This window comes from Streptomyces sp. NPDC001843 (genome assembly GCF_042891955.1).
Taxonomy (GTDB): domain Bacteria; phylum Actinomycetota; class Actinomycetes; order Streptomycetales; family Streptomycetaceae; genus Streptomyces.
The window spans coordinates 1145733-1168914 of the sequence record NZ_JBIATQ010000001.1; the positions used below are offsets into that span (position 1 = coordinate 1145733).

At 70.8% G+C, this 23182-nt stretch carries 19 protein-coding genes and 1 pseudogene; 12 read left to right on the forward strand and 8 right to left on the reverse strand.

What is annotated here, in order from left to right:
- The first annotated feature begins 101 nt into the window (after positions 1-101).
- The gene (locus tag ACFYZQ_RS05285; protein ID WP_389141746.1) at positions 102-1019 is read left to right on the forward strand and encodes a sugar phosphate isomerase/epimerase family protein; all 918 of its coding nucleotides are present in this window, start codon (positions 102-104) and stop codon (positions 1017-1019) included.
- A 483-nt stretch (positions 1020-1502) separates the two neighbouring features.
- Entirely contained in the window at positions 1503-1703 is a 201-nt protein-coding gene (locus ACFYZQ_RS05290) for a helix-turn-helix transcriptional regulator (RefSeq protein WP_389141748.1), read from the forward strand.
- A gap of 41 nt (positions 1704-1744) precedes the next feature.
- Here the strand turns inward: ACFYZQ_RS05290 and ACFYZQ_RS05295 are convergent, their stop codons facing one another.
- Positions 1745-2788: a zinc-dependent alcohol dehydrogenase family protein gene (locus ACFYZQ_RS05295; protein WP_389141750.1), complete on the reverse strand. Its 1044-nt coding sequence runs from the start codon at positions 2786-2788 to the stop codon at positions 1745-1747.
- Positions 2789-2948: 160 nt separating this feature from the next.
- Here ACFYZQ_RS05295 and ACFYZQ_RS05300 point away from each other — a divergent pair, with 160 nt between their 5' ends.
- From ACFYZQ_RS05300 to ACFYZQ_RS05310, 3 genes are all read left to right on the forward strand, one after another.
- Complete coding sequence (locus ACFYZQ_RS05300) at positions 2949-3833, forward strand: PrsW family glutamic-type intramembrane protease (RefSeq protein WP_389141752.1); 885 nt, start codon at positions 2949-2951, stop codon at positions 3831-3833.
- Positions 3834-3906: 73 nt separating this feature from the next.
- Positions 3907-4143, forward strand: a complete 237-nt coding sequence (locus ACFYZQ_RS05305) for a heavy-metal-associated domain-containing protein (protein WP_389141754.1) — start codon at positions 3907-3909, stop codon at positions 4141-4143.
- An 82-nt stretch (positions 4144-4225) separates the two neighbouring features.
- Positions 4226-6505 (forward strand): heavy metal translocating P-type ATPase, encoded by a 2280-nt coding sequence (locus tag ACFYZQ_RS05310; RefSeq protein ID WP_389141756.1) that lies wholly within the window; start codon positions 4226-4228, stop codon positions 6503-6505.
- Between the two features lie 696 nt (positions 6506-7201).
- Here ACFYZQ_RS05310 and ACFYZQ_RS05315 read toward each other — a convergent pair.
- The 4 genes and pseudogenes from ACFYZQ_RS05315 to ACFYZQ_RS05330 all read right to left on the reverse strand — a co-directional run bounded on the left by ACFYZQ_RS05315 (position 7202) and on the right by ACFYZQ_RS05330 (position 12077).
- Positions 7202-8491, reverse strand: coding sequence for a citrate synthase (locus tag ACFYZQ_RS05315; RefSeq protein ID WP_389141758.1), 1290 nt, complete (start codon positions 8489-8491; stop codon positions 7202-7204).
- Positions 8492-8703: 212 nt separating this feature from the next.
- A complete protein-coding gene (locus ACFYZQ_RS05320) occupies positions 8704-10983 on the reverse strand; it encodes an ATP-dependent RecD-like DNA helicase (RefSeq protein ID WP_389141760.1) in 2280 nt (759 codons plus the stop codon).
- Positions 10984-11022: 39 nt separating this feature from the next.
- Positions 11023-11217, reverse strand: coding sequence for a DUF397 domain-containing protein (locus ACFYZQ_RS05325; protein ID WP_389141762.1), 195 nt, complete (start codon positions 11215-11217; stop codon positions 11023-11025).
- A gap of 8 nt (positions 11218-11225) precedes the next feature.
- Positions 11226-12077 (reverse strand): annotated as a pseudogene (locus ACFYZQ_RS05330) (helix-turn-helix transcriptional regulator).
- Between the two features lie 200 nt (positions 12078-12277).
- On the opposite strand from ACFYZQ_RS05330, the gene ACFYZQ_RS05335 reads away from it, so the two are divergent.
- On the forward strand, positions 12278-12685 hold the full coding sequence (locus tag ACFYZQ_RS05335; protein ID WP_389141764.1) for an ATP-binding protein: 408 nt from the start codon (positions 12278-12280) through the stop codon (positions 12683-12685).
- 401 nt (positions 12686-13086) lie between these two features.
- Here ACFYZQ_RS05335 and ACFYZQ_RS05340 read toward each other — a convergent pair whose 3' ends face one another.
- On the reverse strand, positions 13087-14010 hold the full coding sequence (locus ACFYZQ_RS05340; protein ID WP_389141766.1) for an oxidoreductase: 924 nt from the start codon (positions 14008-14010) through the stop codon (positions 13087-13089).
- A gap of 79 nt (positions 14011-14089) precedes the next feature.
- On the opposite strand from ACFYZQ_RS05340, the gene ACFYZQ_RS05345 reads away from it, so the two are divergent.
- From ACFYZQ_RS05345 to rbsD, 6 genes are all read left to right on the forward strand, one after another.
- Positions 14090-14683, forward strand: coding sequence for a TetR/AcrR family transcriptional regulator (locus ACFYZQ_RS05345; protein ID WP_389141768.1), 594 nt, complete (start codon positions 14090-14092; stop codon positions 14681-14683).
- A 704-nt stretch (positions 14684-15387) separates the two neighbouring features.
- Positions 15388-16467: a LacI family DNA-binding transcriptional regulator gene (locus tag ACFYZQ_RS05350; protein ID WP_389141770.1), complete on the forward strand. Its 1080-nt coding sequence runs from the start codon at positions 15388-15390 to the stop codon at positions 16465-16467.
- On the forward strand, positions 16464-18002 hold the full coding sequence (locus ACFYZQ_RS05355) for a sugar ABC transporter ATP-binding protein (RefSeq protein ID WP_389141772.1): 1539 nt from the start codon (positions 16464-16466) through the stop codon (positions 18000-18002). Before ACFYZQ_RS05350 ends, ACFYZQ_RS05355 begins: the two co-directional genes overlap by 4 nt.
- Positions 17992-19941 (forward strand): substrate-binding domain-containing protein, encoded by a 1950-nt coding sequence (locus tag ACFYZQ_RS05360; protein WP_389141774.1) that lies wholly within the window; start codon positions 17992-17994, stop codon positions 19939-19941. Before ACFYZQ_RS05355 ends, ACFYZQ_RS05360 begins: the two co-directional genes overlap by 11 nt.
- Positions 19942-19985: 44 nt before the next feature.
- Complete coding sequence (locus ACFYZQ_RS05365; protein WP_389141776.1) at positions 19986-20888, forward strand: ribokinase; 903 nt, start codon at positions 19986-19988, stop codon at positions 20886-20888.
- Positions 20885-21274 carry a D-ribose pyranase gene (rbsD, locus tag ACFYZQ_RS05370; protein ID WP_389141778.1) on the forward strand — a complete coding sequence of 130 codons (390 nt, stop codon included), beginning with the start codon at positions 20885-20887 and terminating at the stop codon, positions 21272-21274. The genes ACFYZQ_RS05365 and rbsD overlap by 4 nt, the downstream gene beginning before the upstream one ends.
- A 179-nt stretch (positions 21275-21453) precedes the next feature.
- Here the strand turns inward: rbsD and ACFYZQ_RS05375 are convergent, their stop codons facing one another.
- Complete coding sequence (locus tag ACFYZQ_RS05375; RefSeq protein ID WP_389141780.1) at positions 21454-22314, reverse strand: MOSC domain-containing protein; 861 nt, start codon at positions 22312-22314, stop codon at positions 21454-21456.
- A gap of 36 nt (positions 22315-22350) precedes the next feature.
- Positions 22351-23151, reverse strand: a complete 801-nt coding sequence (locus ACFYZQ_RS05380) for a sugar phosphate isomerase/epimerase family protein (protein ID WP_389141917.1) — start codon at positions 23149-23151, stop codon at positions 22351-22353.
- Positions 23152-23182 lie beyond the last annotated feature (31 nt).

The following is a 23182-nucleotide window of genomic DNA, read 5'->3' on the forward strand; positions in this document are numbered from 1 at the left end:
CCCCCGGTTTGTAGCCCCGCACCCGGGAGCCTGTCAATGTTTTGTCCAGACATTCGGACCAGACCTTGACACGCGCTTTCGGTGCCCGCACGCTGACGGCCATGACGTCGTTGTCACCACAAGCCCCACTGTCCCGCATCCGGATCGGGTCGGCGCCCGACTCCTGGGGCGTCTGGTTCCCGGACGACCCCGCCCAGGTGCCCTGGCAGCGCTTTCTCGACGAGGTCGCCGACTCCGGCTACGAGTGGATCGAGCTGGGCCCGTACGGCTACCTGCCGACCGACCCCGCCCTGCTCGCCGAGGAGACGGCGCGGCGTGGCCTGAAAGTGTCGGCCGGCACGGTCTTCACCGGCCTGCACCACGGCGAGGCCGTGTGGGAGAAGACCTGGGCGCACGTCGCGGACAACGCCGCGCTCGCCCAGGCGATGGGCGCCCGGCACCTCGTCGTGATCCCCTCCTTCTGGCGGGACGACAAGACCGGCGAGGTGCTGGAGCCGGACACCCTCACCGCCGAGCAGTGGCGCAACCTGACCTCGCTGACCGAGCGGCTGGGACGCGAGGTGCGGGAGCGGTACGGGCTGACGATCGTCGTCCACCCGCACGCCGACACCCACATCGACAGCGAGGACAACGTCACCCGCTTCCTCGACGGCACCGACTCCTCGCTGGTCTCGCTGTGCCTCGACACCGGGCACTACGCCTACTGCGGCGGCGACAGCGTCAAGCTGATCGAGACCTACGGCGAACGCATCGGCTACCTGCACCTCAAGCAGGTGGACCCGGAGATCCTCGCTGACGTCCGGGCGAACGGGACCCCGTTCGGCCCCGCGGTCGCCCAGGGCGTGATGTGCGAGCCGCCGTCCGGGGTGCCCGCGCTCGGCCCGGTCCTGGAGGCGGCGCAGAAGCTCGACGTCGACCTGTTCGCGATCGTCGAGCAGGACATGTACCCGTGCGATCCGGACAAGCCCCTCCCCATCGCCCGGCGGACCCGCGCGTTCCTGAGGTCCTGCGGGGCGTAGGCCTCCGGCGGTCGGGCCGGAGTCGGGCACGCGGCGGTCGTGCGTGACGCAGGTGTCCGACCGCGCGCGGGGCGCGGGCTTCCGGGCAGCCGTCGGCCGCGGCCAGTCGTGCCGACGGGGTCGTGGCCCGGCCGCGCGAGCAGGCGGCGGGGCCGACTCGCCAAGGGCACGGAACGGCGGACACGGGCGCGGGGAGACCTGCGGCCGAACAGCGTCGGGCCCGGTCCGCCCCCGGCGCGTCCGTCAAGGCGCCACGCCCACGCACCCTGGCACGACTTCTGCTGCACCTCTGTCACGAACTCGCCCGCCCCGTCACACATGTCCCGAGTGCGCGGCCCCCTCGTCACACCCGGCCGACAGACACTTCCCGTGGTCACTCTGCGTCGTTGACCAGGCACAGGCTTGGTGATCACCAGCGCAGCGCCCGGCTCCCCGACGGCCTCCCCCGGCCTCCGCCGCGGCGCACGCAGGGAGGTGCAGCTCATGACCGACCGAAGGCTCTGGTCGTACAAGGAGATCGCGGCGCACATCCGGGTGCAGCCGGACACCGTACGGTCCTACCGCAAGCACGGGCTGCTGCCGCCGCCCGACCACGTGGAGGGCGGCAAGCCCTACTGGTACGCCGACACCGTCCGCACCTGGGTCGCCTCCAGACCCGGCAACCGCGGCCGGAAGGAGACCTGAGCGGTCGGGCACGCGGGTGTCGGTTCCCGGAGTTCCGGGTGTCAGTTCCAGGGTTGGATGACGACGACTCCCGCGCCGGGTGCCGTACCCATCGCGGCGAGCCCGTCCGGAGCCGCGTCCAGCGGGATCGTCGACGTCACCAGCAGGTCGGGCCGCAGTACGCCCGCGCGGACCAGTTCCAGCATGCCCGGATAGGCGTGCGCGGCCATGCCGTGACTGCCGAGGAGTTCGAGCTCCAGGGCGATGGCGCGGGCCATGGGCACGGGGGTCGTGCCGTCCGGCGAGGGCAGCAGGCCCACCTGGACGTGCCGGCCGCGACGGCGCAGCGACTCCACGGAGGCCGCACAGGTGGCGGGCGAACCGAGCGCGTCGAGGGAGAGATGGGCGCCGCCACCGGTCACGTCACGGATCGCGGCGGCCGTGTCCCGCGTCCGCGCGGCGTCCACACAGTGCGCCGCGCCGAACCCGCGCGCCAGGTCCAGCGCCGCCGGTGACACGTCCACGGCGACCACGCGCGCCCCCGCGGCCGCCGCGATCATCACGGCCGACAGGCCCACTCCCCCGCAGCCGTGCACCGCGACCCACTCCCCCGCGGCCACCCGCCCCTGCTGCACGACCGCACGGAAGGCCGTCGCGAACCGGCAGCCGAGCGAGGCCGCCGTCGCGAAGGACAGTTCCTCGGGGACGGCGACGAGGTTCACGTCGGCGTGGTCCAGCGCGACGTACTGGGCGAACGAGCCCCAGTGGTGGAAGCCGGGCTGGGTCTGCCGCTCGCACACCTGATGGTCACCGGCCGCACAGGCGGGACAGGCGCCGCAGGCGCAGACGAAGGGCACGGTGACCCGGTCGCCGGGGCGCCATGCGGTGACCCGGTCGCCGACCGCCTCGACGGTCCCGGCGAGTTCGTGGCCCGGCACGTGCGGCAGCGTGATGTCCGAATCGTGGCCCATCCAGCCGTGCCAGTCGCTGCGGCACAGGCCGGTGGCCTCGACGCGCACCACGACACCGTGCTCGGCGGGCCGCGGATCCGGCACCTCCCGCACCTCGGCCGGCTCCCCGTACCGCTCGAACACCACAGCCCGCATGTGCCCTCGCCCTCACCTTCCGCACCGCCGCAGAGATCAACGCGAACACTACGAGCGACTCCACCGCACGGACCACACCGGCCTCCCTCGGACTGCGACACAGGGGACACCTGCATAGGGTTCGGGTAAATCACCCAGCAGGAGCCCGAGGGGATCTGCCGTGACCCATCCTCCGCCGCCCGGCGCGCCCCGCGCCCGCATCCCCGGCCCGCAGCAACCCCCTCCCCCGTATCCGCGCATCCGAGCGGGCCTGTGGCGGCGCTGGCTGGGCGGCGGTCTGGCCCTGTGGGCGCTGACCACGCTGGTGACCTACACGACAGCGGACACCACGTTGCTGCCGACCCTGATCCCGCTCGGCGGCTTCCTCCTCCCCGTCACCTTCGTGCTGTGGGCCTACGAGCGGCACGCGCGCGACCTGGGGGTCAGCGCGGTCCTCGGCTGCGCCCTGGCCGGCGGCGCGCTCGGCGTCCTGGGAGCGTCGGCGGCGGAGTACCACCTGATCAACCCCTCGCCGTGGACGTTCGCCACCGTCGGCCCGGTCGAGGAGACGCTGAAGCTCGGCGCGCTGATGTTCGCGCTGCGCCGGCTGAGCGGGATCCGCGGCATGCGGGCCGGGCTCGCGCTGGGCGCGGCCGTCGGCTTCGGTTTCGCGGCACTGGAGAGCTGGGGCCACACCCTCGAAGCGGCCGTCGTCCCGGGTGACGCCGGGCTGCGGGCGCTGCTGGGGGCCGAACTCCTGCGCGGGGTGCTGGCACCCCTGGGGCAGGGCCTGTGGACGGCCGTCGCGGGCGGGGTGCTGCTCGCGCACCGCCGCCCGAACGGCCGCTTCCGCCTCGGCGGACCGGTCCTCGGCGCCTGGCTCGGAGTGTGCCTGCTGCACGCGCTGTGGGACTCCGCCCACGGGTACCTCCCCCGGCCGGCGGCCGCGGTGGAGCACCTCTTCACGGTGTTCTCCGTCGGCGGACCGGTACTCGTCCCCCTGCTGGGCATCGCCTGGGTCTGTTCACCGGCACGCCGGGGCACCTCTTGGAGAAATACCCCCTAGGGGTATACCCTCGGGAGTGCGGGCCCCACCGTGGGCCTCGTCGGCCCCACCCGCAACGACGAGGAGTAACGACATGAGCGCCCCGACCGACACCCCGTCCGTCACCACCGTCTACAAGGTGAGCGGGATGAGCTGTGGACACTGCGAGGGCTCCGTCTCCGCCGAGATCTCCGAGATCCCCGGCGTGACCTCGGTGAAGGCCGTCGCGTCGACCGGCGAGGTCACCGTCGTCTCCACCGCCCCGCTCGACGAGGAGGCCGTTCGCGCGGCCGTCGACGAGGCCGGCTTCGAGCTCTCGGGCCGCGCCTGATCCGACGTTCACCCTCGACCGGGCCGTACCGCCCAGCTGATACTGGCTCCGTGCGGTCCGGTCCGTCGTCTGGAGTCCGGACATGACCAGTACCACCAGCGCAGAGACAGCCATAGGCACGACCTCCGGTACGCAGCCGGACCCGGCGCCGGGTGAGAGCGCCGAGGTCGAGCTGCTCATCGGCGGGATGACCTGTGCCTCCTGCGCCGCTCGCGTCGAGAAGAAGCTCAACCGCATGGAGGGCGTGAGAGCCACGGTGAACTTCGCCACCGAGAAGGCGAAGGTCAGCTACCCCGAAGGCGTCCAGGTCGCCGACCTGATCGCCACCGTGGTGAAGACCGGGTACACCGCCGAGGAACCCGCGCCGCCGGAGCCCGCCCCCGAGGAGCAGCCCGCCGGGACCGAGCAGGACCCCGAGCTCGCCGCCCTGCGCCAGCGGCTCACCGCCTCCGCGGTACTGGCCCTTCCCGTGGTCCTGCTCGCCATGATCCCCGCCCTGCAGTTCGACAACTGGCAGTGGCTCTCGCTCACCCTCGCCTCGCCGGTCGTCGTCTGGGGCGCGTGGCCGTTCCACCGGGCCGCCTGGATCAACGCCCGCCACGGCGCCGCCACCATGGACACACTCGTCTCGGTCGGCACGCTGGCCGCGTACGGCTGGTCGCTGTGGGCACTGTTCTTCGGCGACGCGGGCATGACGGGGATGCACGACGAGTTCCGGTTCACCGTCTCGCGGATGGACGGCGCGTCCACGATCTACCTGGAGGTGGCCGCCGGAGTCGTCGCCCTGATCCTCCTCGGCCGCTTCCTGGAGTCCCGCTCCAAGCGCCGCGCTGGAGCGGCCCTGCGGGCGCTGATGGAACTCGGCGCCAAGGACGTCGCCGTCCTGAGGGACGGCCGTGAGGTACGCGTCCCGGTGAGCTCCCTGGCCGTCGGCGACCGGTTCGTGGTCCGCCCGGGAGAGAAGATCGCCACCGACGGCACGGTGGTCGAGGGCGTCTCCGCCGTCGACGCCTCGATGCTGACCGGCGAGTCGGTACCGGTGGACGTAGCGCCCGGGTCCACCGTGACCGGCGCGACCGTGAACGCCGGCGGCCGGCTGGTCGTGGCGGCCACCCGGGTCGGCGCCGACACCCAGCTCGCCCGGATGGCGAAGCTGGTGGAGGACGCGCAGAACGGCAAGGCCGAGGTGCAGCGCCTGGCGGACCGGGTCTCGGCGGTCTTCGTGCCCGTCGTCATCCTCATCGCACTCGGCACCTTCGCCGTCTGGCTGGCCGTCACCGGCGACACCGTCGCCGCCTTCACGGCCGCCGTCGCCGTACTGATCATCGCCTGCCCGTGTGCGCTCGGCCTCGCGACGCCGACCGCGCTGATGGTCGGCACCGGGCGCGGCGCCCAGCTCGGCATCCTCATCAAGGGCCCGGAGGTACTGGAGTCCACCCGCCGCGTGGACACCGTCGTCCTGGACAAGACCGGCACGGTCACCACCGGCCGGATGACCCTCCAAGAGGTGTACGTCGCCGAGGGCACCGACGTGGAAGAGGTATTGCGGCTGGCGGGCGCCCTGGAGCACGCCTCCGAGCACCCGGTCGCCCGGGCGGTCGCCGCCGGCGCCGAGGAGCGGGTCGGACCGCTGCCGGCGGCCGAGCACTTCGAGAACGTCCCGGGGCGGGGCGTACGCGGACGCGTGGCGGGCCGTGACGTGGCCGTGGGACGGCTCTTCCACGAGCTGCCCGAGGAGTTGGCCGCCGCCCGCGCCCGGGCCGAGCGGGAGGGCCGTACGGCCGTCGTGGTCGGCTGGGACGGAGCCGCCCGCGGTGTCCTCGCCGTCGCCGACGCGGTCAAGGAGACCAGCGCCGAGGCGGTGCGCGAGCTGCGCGCGCTGGGGCTGACGCCGGTGCTGCTGACCGGGGACAACCGGGTGGTGGCCGAGGCCGTGGCACGGGCCGTGGGCATCGAGGAGGTCGTCGCCGAGGTGCTGCCCGAGGACAAGGTCGACGTCGTGCGCAAGCTCCAGGGCGAGGGACGGACCGTCGCCATGGTCGGCGACGGGGTCAACGACGCCGCCGCGCTCGCCGCCGCCGACCTGGGCCTGGCGATGGGCACCGGCACGGACGCGGCGATCGAGGCGGGCGATCTGACGCTGGTGCGCGGGGACCTGCGGGTGGCGGCCGACGCCATCCGGCTGGCACGGCGTACGCTGGGCACGATCAAGGGCAACCTGGTGTGGGCCTTCGGTTACAACGTGGCCGCGCTGCCGCTGGCGGCGGCGGGGCTGCTGAACCCGATGATCGCGGGGGCCGCGATGGCCTTCTCGTCGGTGTTCGTGGTGACCAACAGTCTGCGGCTGCGGACGTTCCGCTGAGGTTCCACCGGGGTTCCGGTGAGGGGCCGGTGAGGTTCCGGTTGGAGGGGCTCGCAAGTTACTCCGGGGTTCCGGAAGTCGATGTCAGAGTCCCCCTGGAGTCCGGGGCATACCTCACATAAGCTCTTCACGAGGCTCTCGCATCATCCTTACGCTTGAGTCCCGATCGCCATATCGGGGCCCTTGCGCATCTAACGGACATATGCAAGAGACACAGATCACAGTGATGCGAACGTAACCATCGAAGGGATTCGAGGGTCTAAGTTGGCGATGTCAGATCGGCGTCTTGGGGGGCGCTGACTGGCATCTGGGGATGTCTTGGGGGACTTCCTCAGAGATGCGTTGCCGGGACACGTACACCGGGAAGCTTTGAGCGGCCCTCCCTGCGTGCGCTGTCCCGGCAGACCGCACCGCATCACTGGAGTGCGACGGGTTTTGCTCGTTGTGCTCAGACAGCGATTCAGGCGCTGTCCTCTCCGAGCGCCCGGCCGGATCCCGTGGGGGGAATCCGCACCGGGACATGGGAAGGCGCCCTGGTCGCCGGCCCGTGGGGGGACCGGCGCTCCGGGGCGCCTTCTGCTTTGCGTCTGTGCGCGATCATGCCGCTGAGCGCCTGCGCGCGACCAAGCCGCCATGCGCCTGAGCGCGATCAGGCGTCCGAGGGGCTCACGCACCCCGGACGCCCTGGAAAGAGACTCAGCGCTCCTCGACCGGGACGAAGTCCCGCTCCACCACGCCGGTGTAGATCTGGCGCGGACGGCCGATGCGGGAGCCCGGCTCCTTGATCATCTCGTGCCACTGGGCGATCCAGCCCGGCAGACGGCCCAGGGCGAACAGGACCGTGAACATCTCGGTCGGGAAGCCCATGGCCCGGTAGATCAGACCGGTGTAGAAGTCCACGTTCGGGTAGAGCTTGCGCTCGACGAAGTAGTCGTCGGACAGCGCGTGCTCCTCCAGCTTCAGGGCGATGTCGAGGAGCTCGTCCTCCTTGCCCAGCGCGGAGAGCACATCGTGTGCGGCGGCCTTGATGATCCGGGCGCGCGGGTCGAAGTTCTTGTAGACCCGGTGGCCGAAGCCCATCAGGCGGACGCCGTCCTCCTTGTTCTTCACCTTGCGGATGAAGGTGTCGACGTCGCCGCCGGAGTCGCGGATGCCCTCGAGCATCTCCAGCACCGACTGGTTGGCGCCGCCGTGCAGCGGGCCCCACAGGGCGTTGATGCCGGCCGAGATCGACGCGAACATGTTGGCCTGCGAGGAGCCGACCAGGCGGACCGTGGAGGTCGAACAGTTCTGCTCGTGGTCGGCGTGCAGGATCAGCAGCTTGTCGAGCGCGGAGACCACGACCGGGTCCAGGTCGTACTCCTGCGCCGGGACCGAGAACGTCATGCGCAGGAAGTTCTCGACGTAGCCGAGGTCGTTGCGCGGGTAGACGAACGGGTGACCGATCGACTTCTTGTACGCGTACGCCGCGATCGTCGGAAGCTTGGCGAGCAGGCGGATGGTCGAGAGGTTGCGCTGCTTCTCGTCGAACGGGTTGTGGCTGTCCTGGTAGAACGTGGACAGCGCCGAGACGACCGAGGACAGCATGGCCATCGGGTGGGCGTCGCGCGGGAAGCCCCGGTAGAAGTTCTTGACGTCCTCGTGCAGCAGGGTGTGCCGCGTGATGTCGTTCTGGAACGTGGTGAGCTCGTCGACGGTCGGCAGCTCACCGTTGATCAGCAGGTAGGCCACCTCCAGGAAGGTGGAGCGCTCGGCCAGCTGCTCGATCGGGTAGCCCCGGTACCGCAGGATGCCCGCCTCGCCGTCGAGGTAGGTGACGGCGGATTTGTATGCGGCCGTGTTGCCGTAACCGCTGTCCAGAGTCACCAGACCGGTCTGGGCGCGGAGCTTCCCGATGTCGAAGCCCTTGTCGCCGACGGTGCTGTCGATCACCGGGTAGGTGTACTCGCCGTCGCCGTACCGCAGTACTACTGAGTTGTCGCTCACGTCTTCCCTCACCGACGTAGTGCCTCTTCTTCGAGGTGCCCTGACTGTCTCTACCATCCCCCATTTGGCTCAGGAGAGTGCACTCGGGGTCGACCATTGGGCCTACTGACGGCACTCAGTGCCGCCAACCTGCCCATCCTCCACCCTCGATCCGACATCTGGAAGTGCTGTGTGACCTTCCCGACTCGTTTGATCGATCATTTTTGGTGATGTCAGGTCCGTCCGGTCCCTTGGAGCCTGAAGTCGAGTGCCGTACAGCGCCGTCCGGCCGACATCGTGCGCACCGCCTGGCCGATCGCCTTGCGCGAACCGACAAGGACGACGAGCTCCTTGGCCCGGGTGACCGCCGTGTAGAGGAGATTGCGCTGGAGCATCATCCACGCACCGGTGGTGACCGGGACCACCACGGCCGGATACTCACTGCCCTGTGACCGGTGGATGGTCACCGCGTACGCGTGGGCCAGCTCGTCCAGTTCGTCGAAATCGTACGGAACCTCCTCGTCCTCGTCCGTCAGCACCGTCAGACGCTGGTCGACCGGGTCGAGCGAGGTGACCACGCCCACGGTGCCGTTGAAGACTCCGTTCTTGCCCTTCTCATAATTGTTGCGGATCTGGGTGACCTTGTCGCCGACACGGAAGACCCGGCCGCCGAACCGCTTCTCGGGCAGGTCGGGGCGGCCCGGGGTGATGGCCTGCTGGAGCAGGCCGTTCAGGGCGCCCGCGCCGGCCGGGCCCCGGTGCATGGGGGCGAGGACCTGGACGTCCCGGCGCGGGTCGAGGCCGAACTTGGCGGGAATGCGGCGGGCGGCGACATCCACCGTCAACCGCCCGGCCTCCTCCGTGTCGTCCTCGACGAAGAGGAAGAAGTCCTTCATGCCGTCCGTGACCGGATGCTGCCCGGAGTTGATCCGGTGCGCGTTCGTCACCACCCCCGACTGCTGGGCCTGGCGGAAGACCCTGGTGAGGCGGACGGCGGGGATCGGGCTGCCGTCGGCGAGCAGATCGCGCAGCACCTCGCCCGCGCCCACGCTGGGCAGCTGGTCGACATCCCCGACGAAGAGGAGGTGGGCGCCGGGTGGGACCGCCTTGACCAGCTTGTTGGCGAGAAGCAGGTCCAGCATGGAGGCCTCGTCGACGACCACCAGATCTGCGTCGAGTGGACGGTCCCTGTCGTACGCCGCGTCACCGCCCGGCTTCAGCTCCAGCAGCCGGTGCACGGTGGAGGCCTCGGCCCCGGTCAGCTCGGCCAGCCGCTTGGCGGCCCGTCCGGTGGGCGCGGCGAGCACGACCTTCGCCTTCTTCGCACGGGCCAGCTCCACGATCGAGCGTACGGTGAAGGACTTGCCACACCCGGGGCCACCGGTCAGCACGGCCACCTTCTCGGTCAGCGCGAGCTTCACGGCGGCCTCCTGCTCGGGCGCGAGGTCGGCGCCGGTGCGTGCCGTCAACCACGCCAGCGCCTTGTCCCAGGCGACGTCCCGGAAGCCGGGCATCCGGTCCTCGTCCGTGCGCAGCAGACGCAACAGCTGGGCGGAGAGGGACAGTTCCGCGCGGTGGAAGGGGACGAGGTAGACGGCGGTGACCGGTTCCGAGTCGCCGTCGGGACCCGGCACCTTCTCCCGTACGACCCCGGGCTCCTCACCCTCCTCCGCGGGCTCGGCCAACTCGGCCAGGCACTCGATGACGAGCCCGGTGTCGACCTGCAGGAGCTTGACGGCGTCGGCGATCAGCCGCTCCTCCGGCAGGTAGCAGTGCCCCTGGTCGGTCGACTGCGACAGCGCGTACTGCAGCCCCGCCTTCACCCGCTCCGGGCTGTCGTGCGGGATGCCCACGGACTGGGCGATCTTGTCGGCGGTCAGGAAGCCGATGCCCCACACGTCGGCGGCGAGCCGGTAGGGGTGGTTCTTGACGACGGAGATGGACGCGTCCCCGTACTTCTTGTAGATCCGCACCGCGATGGAGGTGGACACCTCGACGGTCTGGAGGAAGAGCATGACCTCCTTGATCGCCTTCTGCTCCTCCCAGGCGTCGGCGATCTTCTTGGTCCGCTTGGGCCCGAGGCCGGGGACTTCGATGAGGCGTTTGGGCTCTTCTTCGATGATCCGGAGCGTGTCCATCCCGAAGTGCTGCGTGATCCGGTCGGCGAAGACCGGTCCGATGCCCTTGACCAGGCCCGACCCGAGGTAACGCCGGATGCCCTGGACGGTGGCGGGGAGGACGGTGGTGTAGTTCTCGACGTGAAATTGCTTCCCGTACTGCGGGTGCGAGCCCCAGCGGCCCTCCATGCGCAGGGATTCCCCGACCTGGGCACCGAGCAGCGCCCCGACGACCGTGAGGAGGTCACCGGCGCCTCTCCCGGTGTCGACCCGGGCGACGGTGTAGCCGTTCTCCTCGTTGGCGTACGTGATCCTTTCGAGGACGCCTTCGAGCACGGCGAGCCGCCGTTCGCCGGTGGGGTTCGCGGGGGACCCCGATTGTTGCGCCTGAGCCATGATCCGACGGTACCGGTGGGGTGTGACAGAGGTGAGGGATCAGGGGTGACGGTGGTTTTTCAGGGCTTCGAGGAAGGTGGTGAAGGTGGGGGTGGGGAAGGTGAGGGTGGCTCGGGCGGGGGTCTTGGAGTCGCGGATGGATATGTGGGTGGGGGCGTTTGCGATCTCTACGCAGTTGTTGCCGTCGCCGCCGCCGGAATAGGACGACTTCCGCCAGTGATGGGGAGGGGTCACGGTGGGTCTCACAGTTCCTTGGCCAGTCGGTGGATGAAGTCACGCGAGCAACTGGGATCGAGTGACACAGCTTCTACCTTATGAAAGAGCGTTCGAAAGACGCCGAGTTGAGCCTCGGAATCGATGAAACCGGTGCCGTGGGGCGCGTCGCGAACAGCCGTGTCCAGCTTGGGCACAGCACCGCCCGCCAGCATCATGGGGCTCCAAGCCCCGCCGAAGCCGTCCAAGTCGAACGGGATGACGCGCACGCTGATGTGGTCCGCTCCCGAGAGCTCTAGGACGCGGAAAAGTTGGTCTCGGCAGGCGGCACGGTCGCCCACTCTGATACGCAGTGCCGCTTCGTGAATGACCGCCTCGTACGGAGTGGGGTCGGGCCCCAAAAGGATCACCTTGCGCTGCATGCGGTGACGGACTCGCAGTTCAAGCTCGTCCGGAGGCAGTTCGGGGATCCTGGAGGCGAAGGCGGCGTGGGCGTATTCAGGGGTCTGAAGCAGACCTGGAATGAAGAGGAACTCCACATCACGCCTGTACGTTGCGTGGTGTTCCAGCTCGGAGAGGTCGAGAAAGGACGTGGGGAGCAGCTCCCGGTACTCCTCCCACCAGCCGCGCGTCCGATCGGTGGCCATGGCAACGAGGCCGTCGACGAACTCCTGGTCGGTGCAGGCGTAATGAGAGGCCAGACGGCGGAGCCGCTACTCACTCACGCCGGCGATACCGGACTCGATCTGACTTACGACCGGAGCGGTGACCCCGAGTAGCGCTGCCGCCTCCCGCGCTGTGAGTCCTGCAGCCTCGCGGAGCCTGCGCAGTTCGACAGCCAGCCGCAACTGACGTGCTGTCGGCTCGCTTCTCAATGCCATCGACCAGTCCTCCCAACGCGCCCACAGGCGCGACTCTTTCGGGTGCCACGTTACGCGATCAGGTTGCGGAATTTAAAGCTTTAGCCCTACCGTCAGTGACGCAACAGACACGCAGCGGAAGTGCACCGCTCCGCCCTGCCATGAAGGCCGCGGCAACGCCACCGCGCGTGAAATCCCCTTCTACTGAACGGAGTTGCCCCATGCCCGAAACCTGGGACTACACCCTCCACATCCCGAACGACCTCAGAGCCGTCACCATCTGTCGCCGCACCCTGCGCCTGATCCTGACGATGCACGGCTTGATCGGCCTCGTTGACACCGCGGAGCTGCTCGCGACGGAGCTCGTCTCCAACGCCGTACGCCACACGAAGGGGCCGGCCGCACTCAGAGTCCGCCGCTCCCCGGAGGGCGTCGTCTGGATCGGCGCATGGGACACGGACCCGGCGCCACCGGAGCCCCCGCAACCACTCGGCGACATCGCGGAGTCGGAGGAGGGGCGAGGGCTCGGCCTGGTGATGGCGTGCGCGGAGTACTGGGGTTGGCAGCCGTCGGCTCGGTTCGGCAGCCAGGGGAAGTACGTGTGGTGCGAGCTGGGGGCGGCGGCGTGACGGTCGGCTCGGAGCACGTACACGCGGCGGGTGCGGCCGGACCCTGCTGGAGAGTGACCGTGGGGCCGCCCGCTTCTTCTGCAGTGTCGTGCTTCCGCGAGCCGAGTAAAGGGCGCTGCGCGTCGCCTGCGGCGATCGACCTGCGGCCGACCCTTGACTCGGCTCACGGAATCACGGGAGAGAAGCGAGCGGGCAGCCCGGGGAAAGCGGGGCCCGGGTAGGGCGGTCCCTGCCGTCGGCTGGGCTGTCGGGCGGGGTCGGGGGCGCGGTCGCGCCTCGCATGCACGCCGGGAGGGCTTGGCGGCGATCGGTGAGTGGGGGTGACGGTGGGCGCGCTGGGTGGGTGGCGGCACGCCGGGCGGGCTGGGCGCCCTGCGGTCGACAACCGAGCTCCCGGAGGCTCAGGACTGAACTGCCGCGGTCGGCTCCGGGAAGGTGACGCCGGTCAGCTCTTCGGAGACGGTCCACAGGCGGCGTGCGGTGGCCGGGTCGCTGGCCGCCGCCGAGCGGCCGGCCAGGGCGGGGGTGCCGCGCATCTCGAACATGCCGTCGGGGCCGACGAAGCTGCCGCCGGGCAGGTCCTGGACGGCCGCGTAGAGGGGATTGAGCGCGCCCGCCTGGCCGTCCTGGGCGATGAACTTGTTGCCGAGGAGGAAGAACAGGCGCCGCAGGGTGCTGGCGTCGTTGCCCTGGAGGTTGGTGGCGGACCAGCCGGGGTGGGCGGCCAGCGCGCGGACGGGCGAGCCGGCTGCGGCGAGCCGTCGCTGGAGTTCCAGGGTGAAGAGCAGGTTGGCGAGCTTGGACTGGCTGTAGGCGGTCATCGGGTTGTACTCGCCGGTCAGGTCGAGGTTGTCGAAGTGGATGCGGGGGCTGCCCGGGGCCTTGTGCGCGGTGGACGACAGGGACACCACGCGGTCGGTGATGTGTGGCAGCAGCAGGTTGGTCAGGGCGAAGTGTCCCAGGTGGTTGGTGCCGAACTGGGTCTCGAAGCCGTCCTTGGTGCGGCCCTCGGGGACGTTCATGACGCCGGCGTTGTTGATGAGCAGGTCCAGGTCGCCGTGCCAGCCGTCGGCGAACTCGCGCACGGAGGAGAGGTCGGCCAGGTCGAGTCGGCGGACCTCCACGCTGCCGTTCACCGTCGCGGCGGCGGTCTCGCCGCGCTGGGTGTCCCGTACGGCGAGGACGACATGGGCGCCCGCGTCGGCCAGTGCCTGTGCGGTGGCGAGGCCGAGGCCGCTGTTGGCGCCGGTCACGACGGCGGTGCGGCCGGTCTGGTCGGGGATGCCGGTGGTGTTCCAGGGCTGGGTGTGCGTGTTCTTTGCCATGACTCCAATGTATGCACTGATCACAATGTATGCAACATTAACAATGTGGGCGTCGCTCACACCCGGCTAGGCTGAGGGCATGACGAACCGCCCCTACCACCACGGAGACCTCCCCGCCGCGCTACTCGCACGGGCCGAGCAGACGTTGCGCGAGAAGGGATCGGGCGCACTGTCCCTGCGGGAGCTGGCCCGCGAAATCGGGGTGAGCCCCGCCGCACCGAGTCGCCACTTCAAGTCCAAGCAGGCACTGCTGGACGCCCTGGCACTGACCGGATTCGAGCGGCTCGCCGAGGCCATCGCAGCCTCACAGGAAGGCACTGGTGAGGCGTTCGCCGACCGGCTGGATGCCGCAGCCCGCGCCTACGTGGGCTTCGCCGTGGCCAACGCCGCACTGCTCGACCTGATGTTCTCGGTCAAGCACAGCCCGGAGGCGTCGGAGGCACTCGGGGCGACCGCCCACCGGTGGTCCGATCAACTCCTGGAGCTGATCGGCGACGGGCAACGCCGCGGCGAAGTGCGCGAGGGGCAGCCGGAGCGTGTTGCGCTACCGGTCTTCGCGGCGCTGCACGGCTACGCCGGCCTGACGGTAAGCGGCGTGCTACCGCCGGAGGCGGCTGAGCACGGCCTGAACGACCTGATCGCGTCCATCCTGCGCGGCTGTGAGCCGCGATAGAGCCGCGCAGGATGATCAGAGGGGTCAGTTTTCAGGAACTGGCTGAGGGGCATTTTTCAGAGACTGGCGACAAGGGGCCCACCGGGCACAATTGGAGGGTATGTACCACACCCAAGCTCAGTGACCTGCGGTTTCTCCACCCCACGCTGAGACATATCCTCCAATTACCGAGTGCCCGTGGCTGATGAGGCCAGTGTGGGACTCTGAAGTGACCAGGAGCCGACGCGGCATCCCGCCACCCACCCAGCGTGCACGCCCCCATCACCCACTCACCGATCGCCGCTTGGCCCACCCGGCGTGCAGGCGAGGCGCGATCGCGCCCCCGGCCCCGCCCCACAGCCCAGCCGACGGCAGGGACCGCCCTACCGGGGCCCCCGCTTTCCTCGGGCTGCCCGCTCGCTTCTTCCCCGTGCTTCCGTGAGCCGAGTCAAGGGTCGGCCGCAGGTCGATCGCCGCAGGCGACGCGCAGCGCCCTTTACTCGGCTCGCGGAAGCACGACACTGCAGAAGAAGCGGGCGGCCCCACGGTCACTTACCAGCAGGCGCTGCGCGCACCCCCACCCCCACCCCCACCCCGGTCACGATTGGATTTCGGCCACCCCTTCCCCCTTGCCTCACCTCCGTGTAATCGATTCCATTACCCCTACCTCAAGGATGTAATCGATTCCACGAAGCCGCAGGACCCACAAGGAGGTGGAGCCGGCGATGGCGAGCATCAAGGACGTCGCCGCCGAGGCGGGCGTCTCCGTCGCGACGGTGTCGCGGGTGCTGAACGACCACCCGTCGGTCAGCGCCGACGCCCGCACGCGCGTGCGGGCCGCCGTCGAGACGCTGGGCTATCGCCCGAACGCCGTCGCCCGTTCGCTGCGCACCGACCAGACCCGCACCCTCGGCCTGGTCATCAGCGATGTGATGAACCCCTACTTCACCGAGCTGGCCCGCTCGGTCGAGGAGGAGGCCCGGGCGCTCGGCTACAGCGTGATCATCGGCAACGCCGACGAGCGTCCGGATCTGCAGGACCACCACGTACGGACACTCCTCGACCGGCGGATCGACGGTCTCCTCGTCTCCCCCACCGACGGCGGCTCCCCGCTGATGCTGGACGCCGTGCGGGCGGGGACGCCGATGGTCTTCGTGGACCGGTGGATCCCGGGCGTGGAGGTGCCCGTCGTACGGGCCGACGGGCAGGCGGCCATCCGGGATCTCGTCGCGCATCTGCACGGGCTGGGGCACTGCAGGCTGGCGATCATCGCGGGCCCGGCAGCCACCACCACCGGCAGTGAGCGCGTCGACGCCTTCCGGGCGGCGATGGCCGAGTACGGGCTCCCCCTGCCGGACGCCTACATAGGCCAGGGCGACTTCCAGGCGGAGAGCGGGCGGCGGGTCACCGAGGGTTTCCTCGACCTGCCCGAGCCGCCCGAGGTCGTCTTCGCCGCCGACAACCTGATGGCCCTCGGTGCGCTGGACGCGGTACGCGCGCGTGGGCTGCGCGTGCCGGACGACATCGCGCTGGCCGCGTTCGACGACATCCCGTGGTTCGTGCACACCGATCCGCCGGTCACGGCGATCGCCCAGCCGACGGGCGAGCTGGGCCGGGCCGCCGTTCGGGCCCTGGTCGACCGCATCGAGGGACGTCCCCCCACGTCCGTCACCCTCCCCGCCCGTCTCGTCGTACGCCGCTCGTGCGGCGAGCCGCCACCGCGGGTCCAACCCCGACCCCCGGTCCAACCCCCATCCCCTCCCCCCACCCAGTCCCCCTCCCCAGTGCAAAGGAGCACGTCGTGAGCAACCCGGACGAGTTGCTGCGCATCGAGGGCATACGGAAGACCTTCCCGGGCGTGGTCGCGCTGGACGGCGTCGACTTCGACCTGCGCCGGGGCGAGGTGCATGTGCTGCTCGGTGAGAACGGCGCGGGCAAGAGCACCCTCATCAAGATGCTCTCCGGCGCCTACACGCCCGACGCCGGGCGGATCCTGGTCGGCGGTGAGGAGGTGCGCATCCACGGTGCGCAGGACTCCGAACGCCTCGGGATCGCCACTATCTACCAGGAGTTCAATCTCGTTCCCGATCTGACGGTCGCCGAGAACATCTTCCTGGGGCGGCAGCCGCGCCGGCTCGGGATGATCGACCGGAAGCGGATGGAGGCCGACGCGGCCGTCCTCCTGGAGCGCGTCGGCGTCAGCGTCTCCCCACGCGCGCGTGTCCGCGAACTAGGCATCGCCCGGCTGCAGATGGTCGAGATCGCCAAGGCCCTCAGCCTGGACGCGCGCGTGCTCATCATGGACGAGCCGACCGCCGTGCTCACCTCCGAGGAGGTGGAGCGGCTGTTCGCCATCGTGCGCAGGCTGCGCGAGGACGGCGTCGGGGTCGTCTTCATCACCCACCACCTGGAGGAGATCGCCGCCCTGGGAGATCGGGTCACTGTGATCCGGGACGGCAGGTCCGTCGGGCAGGTCCCGGCCTCCACCCCCGAGGACGAGCTCGTACGGCTGATGGTCGGGCGGTCCATCGAGCAGCAGTACCCGCGCGAACGCGCCGACACCGGTGCCGCGTTGCTCACCGTCGAGGGGCTCACCCGGGACGGCGTCTTCCACGACGTGAGCTTCGAGGTACGCGCCGGTGAGGTCGTCGGCATCGCGGGGCTCGTCGGGGCCGGCCGTACCGAGGTCGTACGGGCGGTGTTCGGCGCCGACCCCTACGACAAGGGGGCCGTAAGGGTTTCCGGTACGGAGCTCAGGCGGCACGACGTCACCGCGGCCATGGCGGCCGGGATCGGGCTCGTCCCCGAGGACCGCAAGGGCCAGGGGCTGGTGCTGGACGCCTCCGTCGAGGAGAACCTGGGCCTGGTGACCATGCGGGCGGCGACCCGGGCCGGGCTCGTCGACCTCAAGGCGCAGCTCACGGCGGCCGAGCGGATCGCCGGGCAGCTGGGTGTGCGGATGGCGGGCCTCGGCCAGCATGTGCGCACGCTGTCCGGCGGCAACCAGCAGAAGGTCGTCATCGGCAAATGGCTGCTCGCCGACACCAGGGTGCTGATCCTCGACGAGCCGACGCGCGGCATCGACGTCGGCGCCAAGGTCGAGATCTACCAGCTCATCAACGAGCTGACGGCCGCCGGTGCCGCCGTTCTCATGATCTCCAGCGATCTGCCCGAGGTGCTCGGCATGAGCGACCGGGTGCTGGTGATGGCCCAGGGCCGGATCGCGGGCGAGCTCGCGGCCGAGGAGGCCACCCAGGACGCCGTGATGGCGCTCGCCGTGAGCACTCCCACAACCGACAGCACGTCTCCCACCGAACTGGAGGCCCCCCGTGGCCACTGACACGCTCAAGAGCACTACGGGCGCCGGTGGCGCCGCGGCGGTCCGCCGTCTCCTGCTCGACAACGGCGCGCTCACCGCGCTGATCGTCCTCCTCGTCGCCCTCTCGGCGCTGTCCGGGGACTTCCTGACCACCGACAACCTCCTGAACGTGGGTGTGCAGGCGGCCGTGACGGCCGTCCTCGCCTTCGGCGTCACGTTCGTGATCGTCTCGGCGGGCATCGACCTGTCGGTCGGCTCGGTGGCCGCGCTGTCCGCCACCGTGCTGGCGTGGAGCGCGACAGCGCACGGTGTGCCGGTGTTCATAGCCGTTCTGCTGGCCGTCGCCACCGGTGTCGCGGCCGGTCTGGTCAACGGTTTCCTGATCGCCTACGGGAAGCTGCCGCCGTTCATCGCGACGCTCGCGATGCTGTCGGTGGCCCGCGGTCTGGCGCTGGTCATCTCGGAGGGGTCCCCGATCCCCTTCCCCGGCTCCGTGTCGCACCTCGGTGACACGCTGGGCGGCTGGCTGCCGGTGCCGGTGCTGGTCATGGTCGTCATGGGGCTCGTCGCGGCGTTCGTGCTGGGGCGGACGTACATCGGCCGGTCGATGTACGCGATCGGCGGCAACGAGGAGGCGGCCCGGCTGTCGGGGCTGCGGGTGCAACGGCAGAAGCTCGCCATCTACGCCCTGTCCGGTGTGTTCGCCGCCGCCGCGGGCGTCGTGCTGGCCGCCCGGCTGTCCTCCGCGCAGCCGCAGGCGGCCGACGGCTACGAGCTGGACGCGATCGCCGCGGTCGTCATCGGCGGGGCCTCGCTGGCGGGCGGCACCGGCAAGGCGTCGGGGACACTGATCGGCGCGCTGATCCTGGCGGTGCTGCGCAACGGCCTGAACCTGCTGTCGGTCTCCGCGTTCTGGCAGCAGGTCGTGATCGGTGTCGTGATCGCGCTGGCGGTGCTGCTCGACACGCTGCGCCGCAAGGCCGGGGCCACCCCGGTGGCCGCGGGCACGGGCGGTGGCGGCAAGGGCAGGCAGGCGGGGACGTACGCGCTCGCGGCGGTGGTCACCGTGGCGATCGTGGGCGCGACCTCGTTCCTGCACGGCGGTTCCTCCGCCACGGCCGACCCGAGGATGGGCCTGTCCCTGTCCACCCTGAACAACCCGTTCTTCGTGCAGATCCGGGCGGGCGCCCAGGCCGAGGCGAAGAAGCTGGGCGTGGACCTGACCGTCACGGACGCCCAGAACGACGCCTCGCAACAGGCCAACCAGCTGCAGAACTTCACCAGTTCCAAGTTCGACGCGGTCATCGTCAACCCGGTGGACTCGGACGCCGCGGGCCCGTCCGTGCGCGCCGCCGACAAGGCGAACACCCCCGTCATCGCGGTGGACCGGGGCGTCAACAAGGCCTCGGTGGACGCCCTGGTGGCCTCCGACAACGTGGCCGGCGGTGAGCTCGCGGCGAAGACGATCGCCGAGAAGCTCGGCGGCAAGGGCAGGATCGTGATCCTGCAGGGCCAGGCGGGCACCTCGGCGGCCCGGGAGCGGGCGGAAGGTTTCGCCAAGGGGCTGAAGGCCTACCCGGGCATCCAGGTGCTGGCCCAGCAGCCCGCCGACTTCGACCGCACCAAGGGCCTCGACGTGATGTCGAACCTGCTCCAGGCCCACCCCGACGTCCAGGGCGTCATCGCCGCCAACGACGAGATGGCCCTCGGCGCCGTCAAGGCGCTGGGTTCCAAGGCCGGCAAGTCGGTCCAGGTCGTCGGCTTCGACGGCACCCCGGACGGCCTGACCGCTGTGAAGAACGGCACTTTGTACGCGTCCGTGGCCCAGCAGCCCACCCAGCTCGGGAGGATCGCGGTGGACAACGCGCTGCGGGCGATCCAGGGCAAGAAGGTGGCGACGACGGTGAAGGTGCCGGTGAAGGTGGTCACGGAGGAGAACGTGGCCGGGTTCACCGGCTGACCGGCAAGGGCGAACGGGCCTTATCTCTCAGGGGAGTTCCATTCATGTACGACTACGACCTCCTGGTCGTGGGATCGGCCAACGCCGACCTGGTGATCGGCGTCGAGCGGCGCCCGGGCGCCGGTGAGACGGTGCTCGGCGGCGATCTGGCCGTCCACCCGGGCGGCAAGGGCGCCAACCAGGCGGTCGCGGCCGCCCGGCTCGGGGCCCGTACGGCCCTGCTGGCGCGGGTCGGCGACGACGCGCACGGCCGGCTGCTGCTCGACTCGCAGCGGGCGGCCGGGGTGGACACGGTGGGCGTGCTGGTGGGCGGCGCGCCGACGGGCGTCGCGCTCATCACCGTCGATCCGTCCGGTGACAACAGCATCGTCGTCTCACCGGGCGCCAACGGCCGGCTGACGCCGACGGACGTCCGGGCCGCGAGCTGCCTCCTGCACGCCTCCCGGGTGGTGTCGGCGCAGCTGGAGATCCCGCTGGAGACGGTCGTGGAGGTCGTACGGAACCTGCCGGAGGGCAGCCGGTTCGTCCTGAACCCCTCCCCGCCGCGTCCGCTCCCGGCGGAGGTGCTGGCGGCGTGCGACCCGCTGATCGTCAACGAGCACGAGGCGAGGGTGATCCTGGGCGACGTCCCGGCCGGGGACCGTCCCGAGAACTGGGCGGGAATCCTGCTCGCCAAGGGCCCGCGTTCGGTGGTCGTCACGCTGGGCGCTGAGGGTGCGCTGGTGGCGTCCGTGGAAGGCGTCACGCGGGTCCCGTCGGTGAAGGTGGACGCCGTGGACACCACGGGCGCCGGCGACGCGTTCACGGCGGCGCTGGCCTGGCGGCTCGGCTCGGGTTCCTCGCTCGCCGAGGCGGCGGCCTACGCGGCCCGGGTGGGTGCGGCGGCCGTGACGAAGCGGGGCGCGCAGGAGTCGTTCCCTACGGCGGCGGAGGTGGACGCCCTGTGAGGAAAGCAGGCATCCTCAACCGTCACCTCTCCGGCGCCCTGGCCGAACTGGGTCACGGGCACGGCGTCCTCGTGTGCGACGCGGGCATGCCGATCCCCGACGTCCCCCGGGTCGTGGACCTCGCCTTCCGCGCCGGGGTGCCGTCCTTCGCCGAGGTGCTGGACGGTCTGCTGGCCGAGCTGGTGGTGGAGGGCGCGACGGCGGCGACGGAGGTGCGCGAGGCCAATCCGGCGGCGGCGTCCCTGCTGGACGGGCACTTCCCCGACCTCGCCCTGGTGCCGCACGAGCGGCTGAAGGAACTGTCGGCGGGGGCGCGTCTGGTCGTACGCACGGGAGAGGCCCGGCCGTACGCGAACGTGCTGCTGCGGTGCGGGGTGTTCTTCTGACCCGAAGTCTTCGAGGGACCCGGTAAAAGCTTCGAGGGGCCCGGTCCGACGACCGGGCCCCTCGGCGTTTCCCCTCCGTATCAGAACCCCGTAATCCCCCCGGATCCCCCTCCAGAAGCCCTGATGCCACGTACGACCCACCGGGTGCGGGAAGGGTTGCACGGGATTCCGGATTTTTTTCAGGCGACCGTGACCGCGTCCCCCTCCCGGACCAGCCCGCCCCGCACCACCTGCGCGTACACGCCCACGCACGGCTCCGGTGCCCGCCCCGGGAGGGCGGGGACACGGTGGTGGGCGGCGGGCAGGCGGAGGGCGTCAGGGTCGCGGGGCAGGTCGCCGTGGGCGAGGGTGGGCACCGCGCAGCGGGGGGTCGATGCGACGACGCGGAGGACGAGGCGGTCGCCGATGTGCAGCTCCCGGTCGCGCCAGGTGTGCTCCACGAAGTCCTCGCCGGGTGTGTCGACGACCAGGTTGGGCCGGTAGCGCCGCCCGTCGACGGCTCCGGCTCCGGCCGGGTGCAGGGCGGCGAGCCGCCGCAGCGTCGCGGTGGTGATCAGGTGGACCGGTGCGAAGTCGAAGAAGGTGCCGGGCGGCGCCCCGGAACCGAACCGCACGTCGATGTACGGCACTTCGGCGTCCGGTCCCGCCTCAAGGACGTCCTCGGGCACGGCCCGGTCCAGGGAGGCCTCGGGTGGAGGTGCGTCGGTGAGGGTGACGGGGCGGCCGACGAGTGCGGAGAGTGCCTCGTCGGTACCGGCGTCGCCGGGCGACCAGATCCGGCCGTCGGGGGTGGTGATGCGCACCCCGGTCGCGGTGACCGCCGCCCGGCAGGTGAGCAGGGCCCGCCACAGCCTCGGCTGCTTGGCGCTGGCCACCTTGCCGGTCTCCCGGTCCACCAGCGCGTACCGGCGGTCGCCCGCCAGGCCGCGGCCCGTCAGCTCGGCGGCGTCGATCCGCTCGCCGAGCATCGACTTGACGGGGTGGCGCCAGAGGGCGCCGACCCTGCCCGTCATGCCATGGCGGGCGGCTCGGTCGGCCATGGCCCTGTCACCGCCCCCATCAGGTCATCCACGCGCTCATTGGATCACGTGTTCCGCGAACCGCTCCGCGGTCTCGGCGAGCACCTCTCGCCCGTCCCGCGCCCACAGCGCGTCGTTGAAGAGTTCCACCTCGATGGGACCGGTGTAGCCGGCCGCCTCCACGTAGTCCTTCCACTCCCGCATGTCGATCGCGCCGTCGCCGATCTGGCCGCGCCCGTTGAGCACGCCCTCGGGCAGGGGGGTGGTCCAGTCGGCGAGCTGGAAGGTGTGGATGCGGCCGCTCGCTCCCGCGCGGGCGATCTGGGCGGGGGCCTGGTCGTCCCACCAGATGTGGTACGTGTCGACGGTGACGCCGACCTGGTGGGCGGGGAAGCGCTCGGCGAGGTCGAGGGCCTGGGTGAGGGTGGAGACGACGCAGCGGTCCGCGGCGTACATGGGGTGGAGGGGCTCGATGGCCAGTTTCACCCCGTGGTCCTCGGCGTACGGCCCCAGCTCGGCGAGGGCGTCGGTGATGCGCTCGCGGGCGCCGTGCAGGTCCTTGGAGCCGGCGGGCAGGCCGCCGGAGACGAGGACCAGCACCTCGGTGCCGAGGGTGGCGGCCTCGTCGACGGCACGTCGGTTGTCGGCCAGGGCCGCCGACCGCGCCTCCGGGTCGATCGCCGTGAGGAAGCCGCCCCGGCAGAGGGTCGTGACGGTGAGGCCCGCGTCGCGGACCAGTTTCGCCGTCGCCTCCAGGCCGTAGGTCTGCACCGGCTCGCGCCACAGGCCGACGTTCGTGACGCCCAGGTCGCGGCAGGCGTCGACGAGTTCGGGCATCGAGAGCTGCTTCACCGTCATCTGGTTGATGGAGAAGCGTCTCAGAGCAGCG

What these genes read in the sequence shown, in the direction of transcription:
- ACFYZQ_RS05285 (WP_389141746.1), top strand. Translation starts at nt 102, where the DNA reads ATGACGTCGTTGTCACCACAAGCCCCACTGTCCCGCATCCGGATCGGG.
- ACFYZQ_RS05350 (WP_389141770.1), top strand. Translation starts at nt 15,388, where the DNA reads ATGGCGAGCATCAAGGACGTCGCCGCCGAGGCGGGCGTCTCCGTCGCG.
- ACFYZQ_RS05335 (WP_389141764.1), top strand. Translation starts at nt 12,278, where the DNA reads ATGCCCGAAACCTGGGACTACACCCTCCACATCCCGAACGACCTCAGA.
- ACFYZQ_RS05320 (WP_389141760.1), bottom strand. Translation starts at nt 10,983, where the DNA reads ATGGCTCAGGCGCAACAATCGGGGTCCCCCGCGAACCCCACCGGCGAA.
- ACFYZQ_RS05365 (WP_389141776.1), top strand. Translation starts at nt 19,986, where the DNA reads ATGTACGACTACGACCTCCTGGTCGTGGGATCGGCCAACGCCGACCTG.
- ACFYZQ_RS05345 (WP_389141768.1), top strand. Translation starts at nt 14,090, where the DNA reads ATGACGAACCGCCCCTACCACCACGGAGACCTCCCCGCCGCGCTACTC.
- ACFYZQ_RS05340 (WP_389141766.1), bottom strand. Translation starts at nt 14,010, where the DNA reads ATGGCAAAGAACACGCACACCCAGCCCTGGAACACCACCGGCATCCCC.
- ACFYZQ_RS05295 (WP_389141750.1), bottom strand. Translation starts at nt 2,788, where the DNA reads ATGCGGGCTGTGGTGTTCGAGCGGTACGGGGAGCCGGCCGAGGTGCGG.
- ACFYZQ_RS05290 (WP_389141748.1), top strand. Translation starts at nt 1,503, where the DNA reads ATGACCGACCGAAGGCTCTGGTCGTACAAGGAGATCGCGGCGCACATC.
- ACFYZQ_RS05375 (WP_389141780.1), bottom strand. Translation starts at nt 22,314, where the DNA reads ATGGCCGACCGAGCCGCCCGCCATGGCATGACGGGCAGGGTCGGCGCC.
- ACFYZQ_RS05380 (WP_389141917.1), bottom strand. Translation starts at nt 23,151, where the DNA reads ATGACGGTGAAGCAGCTCTCGATGCCCGAACTCGTCGACGCCTGCCGC.
- ACFYZQ_RS05305 (WP_389141754.1), top strand. Translation starts at nt 3,907, where the DNA reads ATGAGCGCCCCGACCGACACCCCGTCCGTCACCACCGTCTACAAGGTG.
- ACFYZQ_RS05310 (WP_389141756.1), top strand. Translation starts at nt 4,226, where the DNA reads ATGACCAGTACCACCAGCGCAGAGACAGCCATAGGCACGACCTCCGGT.